Source organism: Paenibacillus sp. FSL R5-0486 (genome assembly GCF_037975155.1).
Taxonomy (GTDB): Bacteria; Bacillota; Bacilli; order Paenibacillales; family Paenibacillaceae; genus Paenibacillus; species Paenibacillus amylolyticus.
This window is the reverse complement of the sequence record NZ_CP150237.1, coordinates 6999169-7013298: the sequence shown is the minus strand read 5'-3', so window position 1 is coordinate 7013298 and position 14130 is coordinate 6999169. Positions and strand designations below refer to the sequence as shown.

Here is a 14130-nt window from a genome sequence, read left to right as displayed (position 1 = left end):
TAATGGGTGAAAATGTATAGTAACAAGATCGATTCTGAGACAAATGTTTCCATAAGTCAATCTTTTCACCATTGATCCTACGCTTCATCAGACTCGTACTTTTCCCGATGCTCCTTCTTCATCTTTACATAGTCTGGATCCGTCTTCGCAATCTCCCATTGTGCTTTGAATATAGCCGCGGCTTCTGCCTTCACCTTATCATTCTGATAGGGCAGAATCGAGCCATCCTCCTTCGAATATTTGCGTCCTCCTTTGTGATTTGTATACCGTCTGGCCCGTGTATAACCCATCTGGAGAAATTTACGAGCCATATCCATACCGACGAAATCACCCTTTTTCTTATACTCCAAAAATAGCTCATAGATCTTCTCCGATGACTCCGTCGCAATCTCGGGTGTTTTGAACCGCCAGTGTGGCAGAATCTCGCCTTTGTACGGCTCTACCATCAGCACACCCTGCTCTCCCCGGCCTACGGTGTACAGCTCAGGATGTTTGCGCAGATCCAACTCATCATAATTGAGACTGTAATCAAATTTTTTCATGTATACACCCTCCTTGAGATGATATGTGTTCCCGTCAACAATTGTAATCTGTACTATCGTTTACCCGGTCTTATTGAGGATGAAAATAAGTGAATAAGCGTTGTTGACATATAATATGTCTCCTGTATAATGACATATTATATGTCAAGTTGATAAAATACATTTGTGAAGGACGTGTTGTGCATGAATCAAGTTTCATTGCCCTCGATGACGGTATTGCAGTACTTGGCTCATATTTACCAGTTATCTTACACTCAGGTGTGCAAAGAAGTAGGACTCACTCCACAGCAATTTAATGACTGGGTCAAGAAACGTCGACCAATTCCTAAGGATAGACTGCAACAACTGGCAGAATATTTTCATGTAGAACATGAAGTGCTGATTGATGGACAACATTATTTGCGGGATCTTACACCTGAGAATACAGTGGATGTACAGATCCTTTTTATTCAACAGAAGTTAGAGAGGGAAGGGGAAGAAGAGGAGAAAAAAGCCTACGAGATGAAGCTTGTCCAGTTGCTGCAGGAGAAACACAAGCAGGTTTTAATTGCGAGATTTGCAGCGATCATTGAACTGGGAGGTGAGAAAACGATCAAACATTCTGAAGAATGGCTTAGTAAAGCGGAATCCATGGCAAATATGTCTGCACCCTTCTCACATCAGGAGGGGGAGAAATGAGCACAGCATTCGCAGTGAAATCTCAAGAGAACTTTTGGGTCTGCAAAAATCAGGATGTGATCTACGATGGAGTATATCTCTTCACAAACCAACGTGGACTGCAGAAAACTGCCTTGATCATGCCTCCATCTCTTCCTGCATCATGGACTTCAGTCTATGGGAGTCTAACCGTTTCTCAAGTAGGGAAGGAGAATCCCAATGGAGGCATAAATGAAGCAGGGCTTGTGATTGAACAGACCACGTTATGGTCGACCCACTATCCAGCTGAAGACGGCCTTCCAGTTGTAAGTGAGATTCAGTGGATACAGTATCTTTTGGATACATGCAGTACTGTAGATGAAGCATTGGAGGCAGCGGGGAGAATCCGAATAGATCAGAGCACTTCCCAGTTGCATTATTTAATCGCAGATCGCACTGGAAATTATGCAATTGTGGAGTTTCTCCAGGGTCATATGTGTGTGCATTCCGCGCCTTTGGAGGCGCCTGTAATTACAAATACCGCGTATAGTGATGCAATACGTGAACTGGAGTCTGGGCAGAATGTATGGTCACAATGGGACGATTATGAAAAGAATTCAATGGATCGGTTTTCATGTGTTGCCGACATTTATACTAATTCTGGGACATTTCTTGATAATCCAGACGCACTCTTCAAGGTACTGGCTTCTGCCAAACGCGAAGATACGGTATTTTCCTTAATCTATGATCTGCAGCGAATGGAAGTACACTTAATAACGTCAAAGTATGTAAAACCTGTTGTTATTCGTATGATTGACTTCATCTTTGAACAATCTTCGCTTGCACAGGCGGCAAATCTGCAGTGTCGATCAGGGGAGCGAGAAGAGCTCCTATTTGAAGATTATTCAGCGGACATAAATATGGAAGCGGTTCGATCCTTTTTTCGTAATCCTCTACTGACTAGTGTGTTCAAGTGGGCTATACCTGATGATTTGATTCAGTATATGTCACAATACCCCGATTCTTTTACATCAAGCACGGTTAATGTGGAACAACAGAATCAATTACACAGGAGGGGTAGCGGTATGGGAATGTCCGGCAGATATCTTGTGGTAACAAAGGAGCTAGTTGAATCCATCAAGTCAGGTGAGGTCAGTGTGCATGATTGTGCAGTGGATCTGGATATCGATAAAACATGGCAGATGCTGCAGTTCACGCTGAACGGTAACCTGGTACAGGGGGAACCACCTCTCGGTTTTGTGGTACCTCTCGCAGGTGAGCAATACTTGGGAAACTATTCGGACATGGATTTGTTTTTGCTTAGTAACGAGCAGGTGCTGGAAGCCTACATGGCATTGGAGCAGCTCACACCGGAGGAATTGAAGCAGCGGTATAGTCTGGACCGGATGATCGCTGAAGGGGTCTATCCTGTCATGGAAGATTGGGATGCGGAAGAGACATTTCAGGAGATCGTTCAGACTGTGGATGATGTCCAGGCCTTGTTTCAGGCCACGGCTGCAAGTGGGAACGGCATCATTTTTTATGTTTTCTAAATGAGCACTAAAATTATGATGGAAAATGTCATGCCGATATTGAGGCAGGTTTGAACTACGCCTATTCGGGTTATTGATAGACACAAGGCTCAGGCCTTGATACATGACAATCCGGTAGAAGAGAGGGAATGCGATATGACACAGGATCAGAACGAAGAGAACAAAGCGATTCAAGAGGACGAGCCGGATCAATTCGAAACTCCCGCAACTGCGGAAGATGAAGAAACGGATGAGAAACTCGCAGAAGATCAGGAGCAAGAATAACTCCCAGCATTGCACAATGAAGCAGGATGTTTTATCGAAACATACGATATGCTGAAATATAGATAGACCAGAGGTCGGACATGCTCCGGCCTTTTGGTTTATTTTTTTGCGTATCCGTTTACAAGAATTACCTATACCTTCATAATGGAAATGAACCATATTTTTCTAAGGAGGAGATCGTATTACGAATCGGAAGTTAGTTCAATGGATGGCAGTGCCACTAGTACTTTTAATGGTTGTTCTTACAGGATGTCAGGCTGTGGGTGGAATCGACGTTGGCAAAGCAATGGCCAATGGCGCGAGTATCAAGTCCGGTGAATCCAGACAATCCATGAATATAAACATAGAACCGGCTAAGGAATTTGCTACAGAGAAAGACCTTGAAATGATCGAATTAATTAATTCCATTTCCCTGGATATTGATCAAGCCAAAATGAAAGATGCGAAGACAGCATCGATCAAAGGTACACTGAGCATGGAGGGAACAAAGTTACCTTTCCACTTGTCCATGAATGAGTCCCAATTGGTGATTGATCTGGACGGAGCCCAGAAACCGCTGTACATGTCTCTGGATACGTTCCAGGATGCACAGGCGCTTCCGATGGTAGATACGAAGGCACTGGAGAAACAACTCGAGGAACTTTCCCCGAAACTGTTCTCTTTTGTCCTGAAACATCTGTCCAATCCGAAGAACATCTCCGTAACACCGGTACAGGAATCCGTGAATGGCGAAGCACTTAGCCTCTCCAAGCTGCATCTGGAAGTTAGTGGTGAAGAGATGCTTGCCATGGTTAAACCGTTCCTGACGAGTATTTCGAAAGATGAGCAAGGACTGAAAGACCTGATTGGCGATCTGTACGATGTGTTCTACCCTGTACTGGAAGCAGTGAATGAGGTAGAAGGTGGGGGAGACGACACGCTGAATTCGATCGTTCCTGAATCGAAAGATGAAGCCGTTGCGTCTCTGTATGCCATCATCAAAGTAGGACTGGACAGTATGCTGGTCAATTATGATCAGGAGCTGAACAACCTGTTGAATGAGACCCCTGAATTCAAAACGGTCTTTGGCACAGAAACCAAACTGAAATTGGACTTCTATCTCGACAGCAAACTGGATATTCGCAAGCAAAACTTTGAACTGAAAGTAGCGCTGCCTGCTTCTGAGGATCTGCCGGTAAAATCTGTAACCGTAAGTGGAGACAGTGAACAGTGGAATATCGGTGGCACAGTTGCAGTTGATGAAGTGGATGTATCGGGTGGCGTTATGGATCTGATGAAGGATGATATTACGCCTGGACAGATGCTGCGCAATTTTGATTCCAATTCACTCGCATACCAATTGCTGAAAGATGAGGCTGGGATCACGAGTAAAAGTGTAGTGCTCTTCCCGGATGATGAATACGCTGGGGCGATCACTGTTAAGAACACAACATTTGTACCGCTTCGCTACGTGTCTGAAGAATTGGATGCTGAAGTGAAATGGACCAAAGGCTCGAACCAAATCGTTGTCATTGACGACATCACTGGTGATGAGATTGTCCTGACCGTAGGTTCCAAGAAGGCAACCGTTGCTGGTAAAGAAGTAACCATGGTGGAATCCGCTTATGTAGGCAAAGACGGCAAGACGTATGTGCCGCTGCGCTTTATGGCTGAATCCCTTGGAGCTACTGTAGATAAGGAACAAGAAACAGGCTGGATTTACATTGACCGTCCTTAAGTGAGACGTTATAAGTAATCCTTAGTATGAGAGGGGATTTCAGAGTATGCCAGATTTCTCGTAATGATCGTGAAAAGAACACCGCAAAAATTCCGTTAGACCATGAACGGGATACGTGTGTCCTTTTGACCCATTACGAGGAGCTTCGGCGTTTCTGAAATGATGAAACGGATCGGGGAGTGCCTCTATTGGAGGTGCTCCTCTTTGTCGTTTCATCCTAAATAAATCCCCAGAGGTGTTGTATATGAAAAGTCAATTATTCATCCATTCAAACTCCGTTACGTTGCGTCCATTTACGCTTGAAGATCAGGCTGCCGTGTATGCATTAACCCAACAACCTGAAATCACAGATGTCCTGCCAGATTGGAAGATGACCGAGGAGCAGTTGCGCGAATTCTTACAATTTGTCGTTGGCAGTTACGAACAGTTCAACCCGGAAGATGTGCGCATCCTGCTTGCTGTTGTACACAATAAAAATCAGCGTATCATTGGTTGGTGTGGCGTATTTCCAAATGAACTGCTGGATCGTGATGACCGTGAAGTGGCCTACGCCATCTCCCGGGATTACCGGAATAAAGGATATATCTCAGAGGCGGTGCATGCCCTAACAGCATATTTATTTGAGCATACCTTGCTGGATCGAATTGTGGGCATTGTGAAGCCCTTCAATCAGCCGTCACGCAAAGTTCTGGAGCATGCGGGTTTTCGTTATATCTCTCGCAGAATGCTTATGGACAAGGAGTGCTACGATTATTTTGAACTGCTCAAAGTAAAGACCGAACCAGTGCAACCGAAGCAGATAAATTCTGAAATTCGCTTACGACGAGCACAGCAGGAAGATGCTGTTGTAATTACAGAGATTTGCACTCGTGCTTTTGATCATGTCATAAAAGTCTGGGCGGATAATGAGAAGGATATCGATAGCAATCTATGCCCGCCTGATTATTCGTCAGTTCGCATGCATCGTTACGTGATCCGTGAATGGGATTATTATGTTGTAGAATCAGATGGATGCGCTATTGGCGGAGTGAGTGTTAACGTGCTTGGACGAAAACATGCCAGGATCGATAAGATCTATATTGACCCGGTATGCCAGGGCCGTGGCGTTGGAACTCAAGTCATGAGGCTTATTGAGGCTGAATTTCCGCAGATTGAAACCTGGAAGCTGGAGACCTCAGGTCGGCAACTGGATAATCATCATTTTTACGAAAAAATGGGATATGTTTGTATCTATGCATCTGAGGATGAGTTTGTATATGAGAAGAACATGTCCGTTGATTCTTTTGATCCAATATGTGATGAGACATTAGCCAAGGACTCGGGTGAGTCGGTGGTTGAATATGTTCAAGCTAATCTGGACTCAGTCCGTTACAGCACCAGTAATCTGACCAATAGTCGGATTACCGACTGCAACCTGAGTGGAAGCAAATTTACCAATTTAAATATGTCCAATATATTGCTAGCTGATTTACGCCTAACTGATAGCAAGATTGAATTTTGTGCTTTGGATGGCGTTCAATTCCAGGACACACATCTTGGATCTGACCGTGTACCCATGCAGTGGGCGCATTGTGATCTTGGGGGAAGTCGTTTTATCGATTGCGATCTATCTGGAGTACAGTTGGAACAGTGTCAAGTGAACGGGATGAAGATCAACGGAGTAGAAGTAGAGAAATTACTTGCAGCCTATGAGGCTATGAAGTCCTGAGGACGAATGGCAGGGCCAGTACGGAAGCATAATAACCCGGTTGAGATGATGGCTGTAACTGTTCCCCGTTAGATTAGAGCAAATGAAGAAATGGGTATTTACGTATGGAGGATGTCAAAACAGCAAAGGGAGGTCTATGGATTATGACTGAACGATTTGCGGGTAAAGTGGTACTGATTACAGGCGGTGGCTCCGGTCTTGGAAGATCAGCTGCTGTGGAAGTTGCACGTGAAGGGGCGAAGCTTGCCCTAGTGGATGTGAACATGAAGGCGCTGGAAGAGACCAAACGTGTGATCTCGGAAGAGGTACAGCATGCCGAGTTTCTGTTAATCGAAGGTGACGTATCGGATGAAGAAGCTGTAAAAAAGTATGTTAGTGATACGGTCAATGAATTTGGGCGTATCGATGCATTTTTCAACAATGCAGGCATTGAAGGCAAGCAAAACCTGATCGAGAACTACGAGACGGAGATGTTCAATAAAGTTATCGATATCAATCTGAAGGGTGTATTTTTCGGGTTGAAGCACGTTCTACCTGTGATGAAAAAACAGGGCGAAGGCTACATCGTGAACGCGTCCTCTGTTGGAGGGATTCGCGCCGTGCCAAACCTGGTTGCCTACGGAGCGAGCAAACATGCCGTAGCCGGCATGACCAAAGATGCAGCGATTGAATACGCCGAGCATGGGATCAGCGTTAATGCAATTGCACCCGGAGCCATTCTGACAGATATGGTCATCGGTTCGTTCAAACAGATCAATCCGAATGACTGGGAGTCAGCATCCAAAGAGTTCGTGAAGGACAACCCGGCGAAGCGCTTGGGTGAACCGAAGGAAGTAGGGCGTCTCGTTGCCTTCCTGCTGTCCGGCGAAGCACCGTTTATCAATGGAGCCATTATTCCGATTGATGGTGCGCAGTCAGCCAAATATTGATCCCATAATCATCAACAGCACATCAATGCGACATAGATATATACTGAAGAACGCCCTTTCGCCAATGTGCGGATTGGGGCGTTCTTTTTTTGGTTTGATATTTAAGGGGGCGTATCCCGTATCCCGCAGTTTAAGTGTGCTGTAGAATCTGCGGCTTTTTGCTAAACCCGGTACTCCCGGCTGTAAAGCCCATCTGACGATAGAATTCATGTGCAGCTTCACGTTCTGGGCGATTGCCACTGTTCAGAGACAAGGAATCCACGTTATGCGTGGCTGCCCATTGCTCAGCTTCAAGAATGAGCTGACGGCCGATGCCTGAGCCCCTGAACTGGTCGTGTACAACCAATGCCAAGATGCGGCAGTGTCTTCCGTTTTTTTCATACATATAAGAAGTCTGTAATCCGATCAGTCCAACTACGCGGCCTCGTGCTTCAGCAACGAGTGTAGTAAAGTTTGCGTCCGCAGAGATATGGGTATAGCGCTCTTCCATCTCGGCGTACGTGGTGGGATAACCAAGTTGGTCCATCAGAATGACCATATCTTGCAGATCGGTAGTGGAGCTATGTCTAATCGTCACATCCAGGCTCATAATGTTGTATCCTCCTTGGGTCTTTCCTTCAACGAAAGTTCAATAATGGTATCCAGCAGCTCTGCAAAAGAAATGCCTGCAGCAGCTGCACTTTTGGGCAGCAGACTGTTACGGGTAAGACCCGGCAGCGTGTTCACTTCAAGCACATACGGCATGCCCTCCCGAATCATCATATCCACGCGAGCGTAGACGCTACATTTGAGCACCTGATAACAGGCCAAGGCCGCAGCTTCGACGCGATGGTGAAGGTCCATAGGTAATTGCACAACCTGCTCATCGGCCCCGTGGTCATCATATTTGGAGGCATAATCGAAAAACTCGGCGCTCGAACGAATGGAGATCACCGGCAGCATCTTACCATCCAGAATGGCACAGGTAATCTCCTCACCTTCGATATACTGTTCAATCATGACCGTATCATCCCAGGCGAGGGCGGCCTCTACAGCAGTTGGCAGGGCAGAAGCTTCCTTCACCACTTGGGTACCGATGCTGGAACCGCCTGAATTGGGTTTGACCACCACGGGGTACGTTAATTGTTGAACAGCAATAGAGGACAGTTCCTCCATATGGCTCACTCGCAGCCATTCTCCAGTAAGTACACCTGCATGCTGCATGAGCTGTTTGGACATGTCTTTATCCATACATACACTACTTGCCAGCACACCACAGCCTGTGTAGGGAATACCCAGAGATTCTAATGTGCCTTGGACCGTACCGTCTTCGCCGTATTTGCCATGCAGGGCAAGCAGTGCCACATCGATCCCCGCTGACTTGTCGATTAGATCGCGCTTGGTATTCAGCTCGATGGGTACAACCTCGTATTTGTCTTTATTCAGGTTTGCAATCATCTCCTGTCCGGTGAGCAGGGAAATATCCCGCTCTGAAGATGTACCGCCCATAATCACGCCAACTTTCATGTGAAATCCTCCTTATCTCATTTGAGCTGCTGTCTCGCCAATGATGCGAATGCCTTTACGTATATTCTCATCGCTGACTCTGGAGAAACCCAGACGCATCGTGTTTACACCCTGACCGGGTTCCAGATAAAAGGTATCCCCTGGTGTGAACGTTACACCTTTCACTTTACAGGCTTCCAGCAGTTCACGGGTTCTGTATTCGGACGGGAACTGCACGAACAGATGCAGACCACCCGCACCGGAAATCCGGCACATTGGCAGATGCTGCTTCAGGCAACGCACAACCAATTCATATTTTCGCTTATATTCGGTGCGAGCTCGCTTCAAATATTTCTCGAAATTACCGTTGCTCAGATATTGATACAATAACGATTGGTCCAGCGTGGAGGTATGGATGCTGCGTGCCCGTTTCATACTCTCCAGATAATCAATCAGCGCCGCATTCGCAATAATCCAACCTACCCGCAGACCTGGGAACAGGACTTTGGAGAAGCTGCCCAGATACACCAGTCCATTGCCTTTGCCCATGCTGGCGATCAGGGGAGATACGTGGGAACCTGAATATCGCAATTCTTCGTTAAAACCGTCTTCAATAATCGGTACCTGATACTTGTTCATCAACCGGATGATCTCTACCCGTTTCGCAGGAGACGTCACAATCCCGGTTGGATTGTGATAGGATGGCACGAGATATGCCAGATCATATGGACTTGCCTCAAGTTCATGTTCCAGTTGCTTCAAGTCCAGACCATCCGGTTCCATATTCACACCGGTCAGGTGGAACTGGTGCAATTTTAGATTTTTGATCGCCGTGTGGTGCGTTGGATTCTCACAGAGCGCTTTTCCGCTTTTTTTGCGCAACGCTCCAAGCAACAGATCGAAACCTTCCGTGAATCCATTGGTGATCAGGATGTCCTTGCCACGGAGGTCGACACCTTTGTTCTCCATATAACGTAGTAAATAGTTCATCAGCGGTCTGTATCCTTGTGCATATCCGTAATTCAGTAGTACTTCGCCTTCAAGTGACATGCGATCCAGAAAAGCCCGTTTCACGTTGTGCAGATCAAACAGCTTTTCATCCGGTGCTATGCTGGTAAACGATATCTCACCACGCTCTGCTCCGGAGCCGTGCTTCATCAGATCGTACTGCTCTGCCTGAATTGCATACTCGCTTACCTCTGTCGTCCAGTCCAGTTCCCAGTTCGCTGCTGCCTCAGGTGTTTCGATGGAGGCACTGACGTAATTGCCCTTGCCTTTGACTGCATAGATCAGACCTTCATCTTCAAGCTCGGCATAAGCGAGCAGGACCGTGCTGCGACTAACCTTCATGAGTGTACTGAGTTCACGGGTCGAGGGCAGCTTTTGTTTGGCTTGCAGGCCGCCTTTGAGCATCAAACGCTTCATATAATCTTTGACTTGTATATATACAGGGCGGTCCTCCGTCAGTTGCAGATCGGAATACATCCCATCACTCCCTCTACTGGTATCTTGCCATATTATAAACCCCGCAGAAAGAACCACGATACCTCTGTTTCCCTGAGCGTGTGGTTGGTTGTTCGCACAAACGCAAAAAAGCCCTGGCAGTATGCCGGGGCCTGGTGGTGAAACTTGATCCATTTTCTATAGTACTGCTGCTATAATTTCTACAGTTGTATTGCATGACTAGTCTCTCTAGGATCGATAGCTATCTGACCTTCTACGTGTGTCTATTAACTTCAGTACGACTATAATTGCAGGCTTTCTAGGTGATACTTAAAATCTACAGTGAATCATGAGTCTAGGTCTTTCTAGGTTTGCTTGCTGCAAGGTTCGATTAGATGATAAATCCACAATCTATAAGCTAGGGTTCTTGCTAACTGTACTCTTGTCGTGATCACATAACAGAATTCAGCATGAAAAAGAGTTTCAATCATAGGGTACAATAGACGGAGGTAGATATAAAGACGTATGTCTCAGTGCCCAATTTCTTCCTCATACCCCTATAGTACCACTTTGAATCAGGGAAGTTAACCTTTTTTTTGAAATATTTGTCGTAATAGCGAAAATTGCGTGAATTGTACTTCATATAGATTGAAATGGTGTCCCTTTATAATATGTGATAGGATGTAAACCTATAGATAATGAGGAAGTGAGCCTATTGATTAATATTACCGTGCCAACACCGGATGTAACCATCACAAAGCAGGCTGATCCACAGCTTAGCCACATTTATGGATTTACTGATTTTCACCTGATTACCCGAGAACTAGGCGGGATTTTCATGTTTTACAATGCCGCTGGAGAGTTGTTATTTGTCGGGAAAGCACGTAAATTAAGACCCCGCATCAAAAAGCATTTTGAAGATACAGTATCACCAATTAAGAATCACCGCGAAGAAGTAACGAAGATTGAAGTATGCCTGGTTGAAGATCCGGTAGATCGTGAAATTTACGAGACATATATCATCAACACGATGCGTGCGAAATACAATGTAGATAAAGTCTTGTACAAATAAGACGTTTAAAAAGCACATGAACATGCAATGTCTGGGACATATGTCCTAAGTGGTGCGCCAGTGGGTAAGGATGTAATCGAAGGATTGCATCCGATTCCTTCTGGTGCCATCCCGATCTTTTTGAGGGAATAGCTTGTAGAATTTGAAACGTAGTACGCCCAAATTTAGTATCACAGATATATCAAATACATATGAAGAGGTGATTGTGTTGATCGGTCGTAGCGGTAACCCTACACTTAAAGACAGCACGTTTGAAAACAGAGGATATGGAGAAGATCGGTATCAGAATTACATGACGATCAACGGCACGGTGAACAAAGCGTTTATTACGCTTGTGATCCTGCTGGGCAGTGCGTTTGCAACATGGATGATGTTCTTTAACGGTCAACAAGTGATGCCGCTTGCTTATGGCGGATTAATCGTGGGTTTCATTCTGGCACTTGTCATTTCGTTCAAACCCGTAGCGGCACCTTATCTCGTACCTGTCTATGCCGTGGCAGAAGGACTGTTCCTGGGAGCACTCTCTGCAACCTATGAGTCCCTGTATAACGGAATTACCTTGCAGGCGGCTCTGTTGACCATGGCTGTATTCATCGCTCTGCTGGTGGCATACAAAACCAGATTGATCAAAGCTACGGAGAACTTCAAGCTTGGGGTCGTGGCTGCAACTGGCGGTATCATGATCATGTATCTGTTGAGCTTTGTACTGGGTTTCTTCGGCATTTCGATTCCTTATCTGCATGATAACAGCTTGATCGGCATCGGTATTTCGGTCGTTATCGTCATTGTGGCTGCCCTCAATCTGGTCCTTGATTTCGACTTCATCGAGGGTGGTGCTGAACGTGGTGCGCCCAAGTATATGGAGTGGTACGGTGCATTTGGATTGATGGTGACATTGGTATGGTTGTACATTGAGATCATCCGTCTGCTGGGCAAATTGCGTAGCCGGGACTAGTCCTATTCGATACGTCAGAGACGTAAACGGAGTGTGAATATAAAGCCAAAAAAGCTAACGCGTGATACTCACGTCGTTAGCTTTTTTTTGATTAACATTAGCAGAATTTCCTTAATGGCGCCTCTTATAAAACTCAACTGATTCCAACTCGTTGAGGCCCGGCACCACTTTATACTAACTCTGTATACAGATCATCCAAGGTGATGATCTCGGGCTTGCTCGGCAGCTCTGCCCCAGCCGAACAGGCTGCCAGCATATGTCCATCATCCAGTCGTTGACTGAGAAAGAGATATGTCCCGGCCTGTTTGCAATGCCAATCTTCCCGCTCATTGGGAAGGATGGCGAAGGAGTCCAGTGGCATGGACAACCCCATACCCACTGCCTTGATATAACTTTCCTTCAGCGTCCATAGACGGTAGAAGGTTTCCAGCCGACGATCATCAGGCTCGGCGGCCAAGAACTGGCTTTCCTTAGGGGAGAAGAAACGCTCTGCAATCTGCATGTCAATTGGAGCTATTTTTTCCACATCCACGCCTAGTTCATCTGTACTGCCAGAGATTAGAGCAATCCAATCACCAGAATGGGAGACGTTGAATTGTACATCCGAATGGTGACTGAGCGAAGGTTTGCCGTAGGAATTACGGGTAAAAGAGAGCTCAGCAGGTCTCAGTCCAGTTAACATGCTCAAAGTCACACGAGTCAATATCTCTCCCAGCACGGAGCGATACGCGTCAGCCTGACGCACAAAACGTGAAGCCTGAGCACGTCGCTCCGTAGAAACTTGCGATAGCAATTGGTTCCAGTTCGCCTCGGGCAATACTTCTGGAACTTGGAGTACACGAATAGTTATCATCATTAATCACCTGAGGACATATTCGGCGTGGATCAGTAACTTTCCTTTATATGGAATGGACTCTCATGCTTCTTGTACTCGTTTCCATTCTGTATGTGCAGACTGCACTCGCCCCCACATATCTTGGCATTCCAGTTCGCTGTAATTCACCAAGGGTTCATGGAATATTTCAGTTAATACGTTACGCCACTCGGTATAATTCCGGATCTCCTTTTTCCGGATTCCTTCCATATCATGTGTTCGGAGCATACATCCACGTAGTTCATGACTGCGGATCTCATTCCGCTGACGAAGCAAAAATACGTTATGCCAAGGTGATTCGACTGCCCGACTGTAGAATTCATGTTTGGGAATGAACTCTTCCAGGCTGGTAATTGCTTCAGAAGCATAGTCCACACCTTCACTTGGCCCATTCGGCTCGTACTCAAGCCGCCATCCCCCAGCCACAACAGATGATGGCATCAATTGGTACGTGAACGGAGCTGAACCATAGGTTCCATAACGAAGTGGCAGAGGTTCAAAGGGCATTCCGCCGAGACCTACATCTACAATCCAGCGTTCAACTGTCGGGTCAGCATCCGGCAGAAGCACAGATAGACCGAGATGGAATGAGTTCACACGGGGGTGTTCCCCATGAGGCTGTACTCCCCCGCGATGCCAATCAACCGTATAACCCAGCGAGCGGAGAAGAACACTAAATGCACCATTTAGATGAAAGCAGTAGCCGCTACGTCCCTGTAATATAAGCTGAATTGAATCTTGAAGACTGATTTCCGCAGGACGACCTGCAAAAATATCGACCGTTTGCCAGGATAAATATTGTACATGTGCTCGCTGGAGTTCAAATAAGAATTCCAGTGTAGGTTCCTTTATATCATCTATGCCGATCCGTTTCAGATAGGCCTGTATTTCAGCTGTATTCAATTGTTCAATCATTCTTATCACCTCACGTCATATAGTGGGCTGCATGTGG

At 46.1% G+C, this 14130-nt stretch carries 14 protein-coding genes; 8 read left to right on the top strand and 6 right to left on the bottom strand.

Annotated elements, in window-relative coordinates:
* Nucleotides 1-77: 77 nt before the first annotated feature.
* Complete coding sequence (locus MKY01_RS30990; RefSeq protein ID WP_047840920.1) at nt 78-542, bottom strand: DUF4385 domain-containing protein; 465 nt, start codon at nt 540-542, stop codon at nt 78-80.
* 183 nt (nt 543-725) lie between these two features.
* On the opposite strand from MKY01_RS30990, the gene MKY01_RS30985 reads away from it, so the two are divergent.
* From MKY01_RS30985 to MKY01_RS30960, 6 genes are all read left to right on the top strand, one after another.
* The gene (locus MKY01_RS30985; protein WP_315371555.1) at nt 726-1220 is read left to right on the top strand and encodes an XRE family transcriptional regulator; all 495 of its coding nucleotides are present in this window, start codon (nt 726-728) and stop codon (nt 1218-1220) included.
* Nucleotides 1217-2731 (top strand): DUF1877 family protein, encoded by a 1515-nt coding sequence (locus tag MKY01_RS30980; protein ID WP_315371556.1) that lies wholly within the window; start codon nt 1217-1219, stop codon nt 2729-2731. The genes MKY01_RS30985 and MKY01_RS30980 overlap by 4 nt, the downstream gene beginning before the upstream one ends.
* 135 nt (nt 2732-2866) lie before the next feature.
* The gene (locus MKY01_RS30975) at nt 2867-2995 is read left to right on the top strand and encodes a hypothetical protein (RefSeq protein ID WP_017691584.1); all 129 of its coding nucleotides are present in this window, start codon (nt 2867-2869) and stop codon (nt 2993-2995) included.
* 208 nt (nt 2996-3203) lie between these two features.
* A complete protein-coding gene (locus tag MKY01_RS30970) occupies nt 3204-4712 on the top strand; it encodes a copper amine oxidase N-terminal domain-containing protein (RefSeq protein WP_339284798.1) in 1509 nt (502 codons plus the stop codon).
* Nucleotides 4713-4956: 244 nt separating this feature from the next.
* Nucleotides 4957-6420 (top strand): GNAT family N-acetyltransferase, encoded by a 1464-nt coding sequence (locus MKY01_RS30965; protein ID WP_339284796.1) that lies wholly within the window; start codon nt 4957-4959, stop codon nt 6418-6420.
* Nucleotides 6421-6563: 143 nt separating this feature from the next.
* A complete protein-coding gene (locus tag MKY01_RS30960; protein WP_076251972.1) occupies nt 6564-7349 on the top strand; it encodes a glucose 1-dehydrogenase in 786 nt (261 codons plus the stop codon).
* 130 nt (nt 7350-7479) lie between these two features.
* On the opposite strand, the gene MKY01_RS30955 is transcribed toward MKY01_RS30960, so the two are convergent.
* Genes MKY01_RS30955 through MKY01_RS30945 form a run of 3 tightly spaced genes read right to left on the bottom strand, consistent with a single transcriptional unit; the run spans nt 7480 to nt 10319 of the window.
* A complete protein-coding gene (locus MKY01_RS30955) occupies nt 7480-7938 on the bottom strand; it encodes a GNAT family N-acetyltransferase (RefSeq protein ID WP_235193849.1) in 459 nt (152 codons plus the stop codon).
* Nucleotides 7935-8855, bottom strand: a complete 921-nt coding sequence (locus tag MKY01_RS30950) for a D-alanine--D-alanine ligase (RefSeq protein WP_339190621.1) — start codon at nt 8853-8855, stop codon at nt 7935-7937. Before MKY01_RS30950 ends, MKY01_RS30955 begins: the two co-directional genes overlap by 4 nt.
* Before the next feature lie 12 nt (nt 8856-8867).
* Nucleotides 8868-10319, bottom strand: a complete 1452-nt coding sequence (locus MKY01_RS30945; protein ID WP_339284794.1) for a PLP-dependent aminotransferase family protein — start codon at nt 10317-10319, stop codon at nt 8868-8870.
* A 673-nt stretch (nt 10320-10992) separates the two neighbouring features.
* Here MKY01_RS30945 and MKY01_RS30940 point away from each other — a divergent pair.
* Both MKY01_RS30940 and MKY01_RS30935 read left to right on the top strand, forming a co-directional pair.
* Nucleotides 10993-11349: a nucleotide excision repair endonuclease gene (locus MKY01_RS30940; protein WP_036612270.1), complete on the top strand. Its 357-nt coding sequence runs from the start codon at nt 10993-10995 to the stop codon at nt 11347-11349.
* 208 nt (nt 11350-11557) lie between these two features.
* A complete protein-coding gene (locus tag MKY01_RS30935; RefSeq protein WP_036612268.1) occupies nt 11558-12304 on the top strand; it encodes a Bax inhibitor-1/YccA family protein in 747 nt (248 codons plus the stop codon).
* 169 nt (nt 12305-12473) lie between these two features.
* Here MKY01_RS30935 and MKY01_RS30930 read toward each other — a convergent pair whose 3' ends face one another.
* Nucleotides 12474-13160 carry a 4'-phosphopantetheinyl transferase superfamily protein gene (locus MKY01_RS30930; RefSeq protein WP_339284792.1) on the bottom strand — a complete coding sequence of 229 codons (687 nt, stop codon included), beginning with the start codon at nt 13158-13160 and terminating at the stop codon, nt 12474-12476.
* A 60-nt stretch (nt 13161-13220) separates the two neighbouring features.
* Nucleotides 13221-14093 carry an arylamine N-acetyltransferase gene (locus MKY01_RS30925; RefSeq protein ID WP_339284791.1) on the bottom strand — a complete coding sequence of 291 codons (873 nt, stop codon included), beginning with the start codon at nt 14091-14093 and terminating at the stop codon, nt 13221-13223.
* Between the last annotated feature and the right edge of the window lie 37 nt (nt 14094-14130).

Bases quoted from the DNA above. Each gene is read 5' to 3' on its own strand.
- MKY01_RS30990 (WP_047840920.1), bottom strand. From the start codon at position 542: ATGAAAAAATTTGATTACAGTCTCAATTATGATGAGTTGGATCTGCGC.
- MKY01_RS30985 (WP_315371555.1), top strand. From the start codon at position 726: ATGAATCAAGTTTCATTGCCCTCGATGACGGTATTGCAGTACTTGGCT.
- MKY01_RS30980 (WP_315371556.1), top strand. From the start codon at position 1,217: ATGAGCACAGCATTCGCAGTGAAATCTCAAGAGAACTTTTGGGTCTGC.
- MKY01_RS30975 (WP_017691584.1), top strand. From the start codon at position 2,867: ATGACACAGGATCAGAACGAAGAGAACAAAGCGATTCAAGAGGACGAG.
- MKY01_RS30970 (WP_339284798.1), top strand. From the start codon at position 3,204: ATGGCAGTGCCACTAGTACTTTTAATGGTTGTTCTTACAGGATGTCAG.
- MKY01_RS30965 (WP_339284796.1), top strand. From the start codon at position 4,957: ATGAAAAGTCAATTATTCATCCATTCAAACTCCGTTACGTTGCGTCCA.
- MKY01_RS30960 (WP_076251972.1), top strand. From the start codon at position 6,564: ATGACTGAACGATTTGCGGGTAAAGTGGTACTGATTACAGGCGGTGGC.
- MKY01_RS30955 (WP_235193849.1), bottom strand. From the start codon at position 7,938: ATGAGCCTGGATGTGACGATTAGACATAGCTCCACTACCGATCTGCAA.
- MKY01_RS30950 (WP_339190621.1), bottom strand. From the start codon at position 8,855: ATGAAAGTTGGCGTGATTATGGGCGGTACATCTTCAGAGCGGGATATT.
- MKY01_RS30945 (WP_339284794.1), bottom strand. From the start codon at position 10,319: ATGTATTCCGATCTGCAACTGACGGAGGACCGCCCTGTATATATACAA.
- MKY01_RS30930 (WP_339284792.1), bottom strand. From the start codon at position 13,160: ATGATGATAACTATTCGTGTACTCCAAGTTCCAGAAGTATTGCCCGAG.
- MKY01_RS30925 (WP_339284791.1), bottom strand. From the start codon at position 14,093: ATGATTGAACAATTGAATACAGCTGAAATACAGGCCTATCTGAAACGG.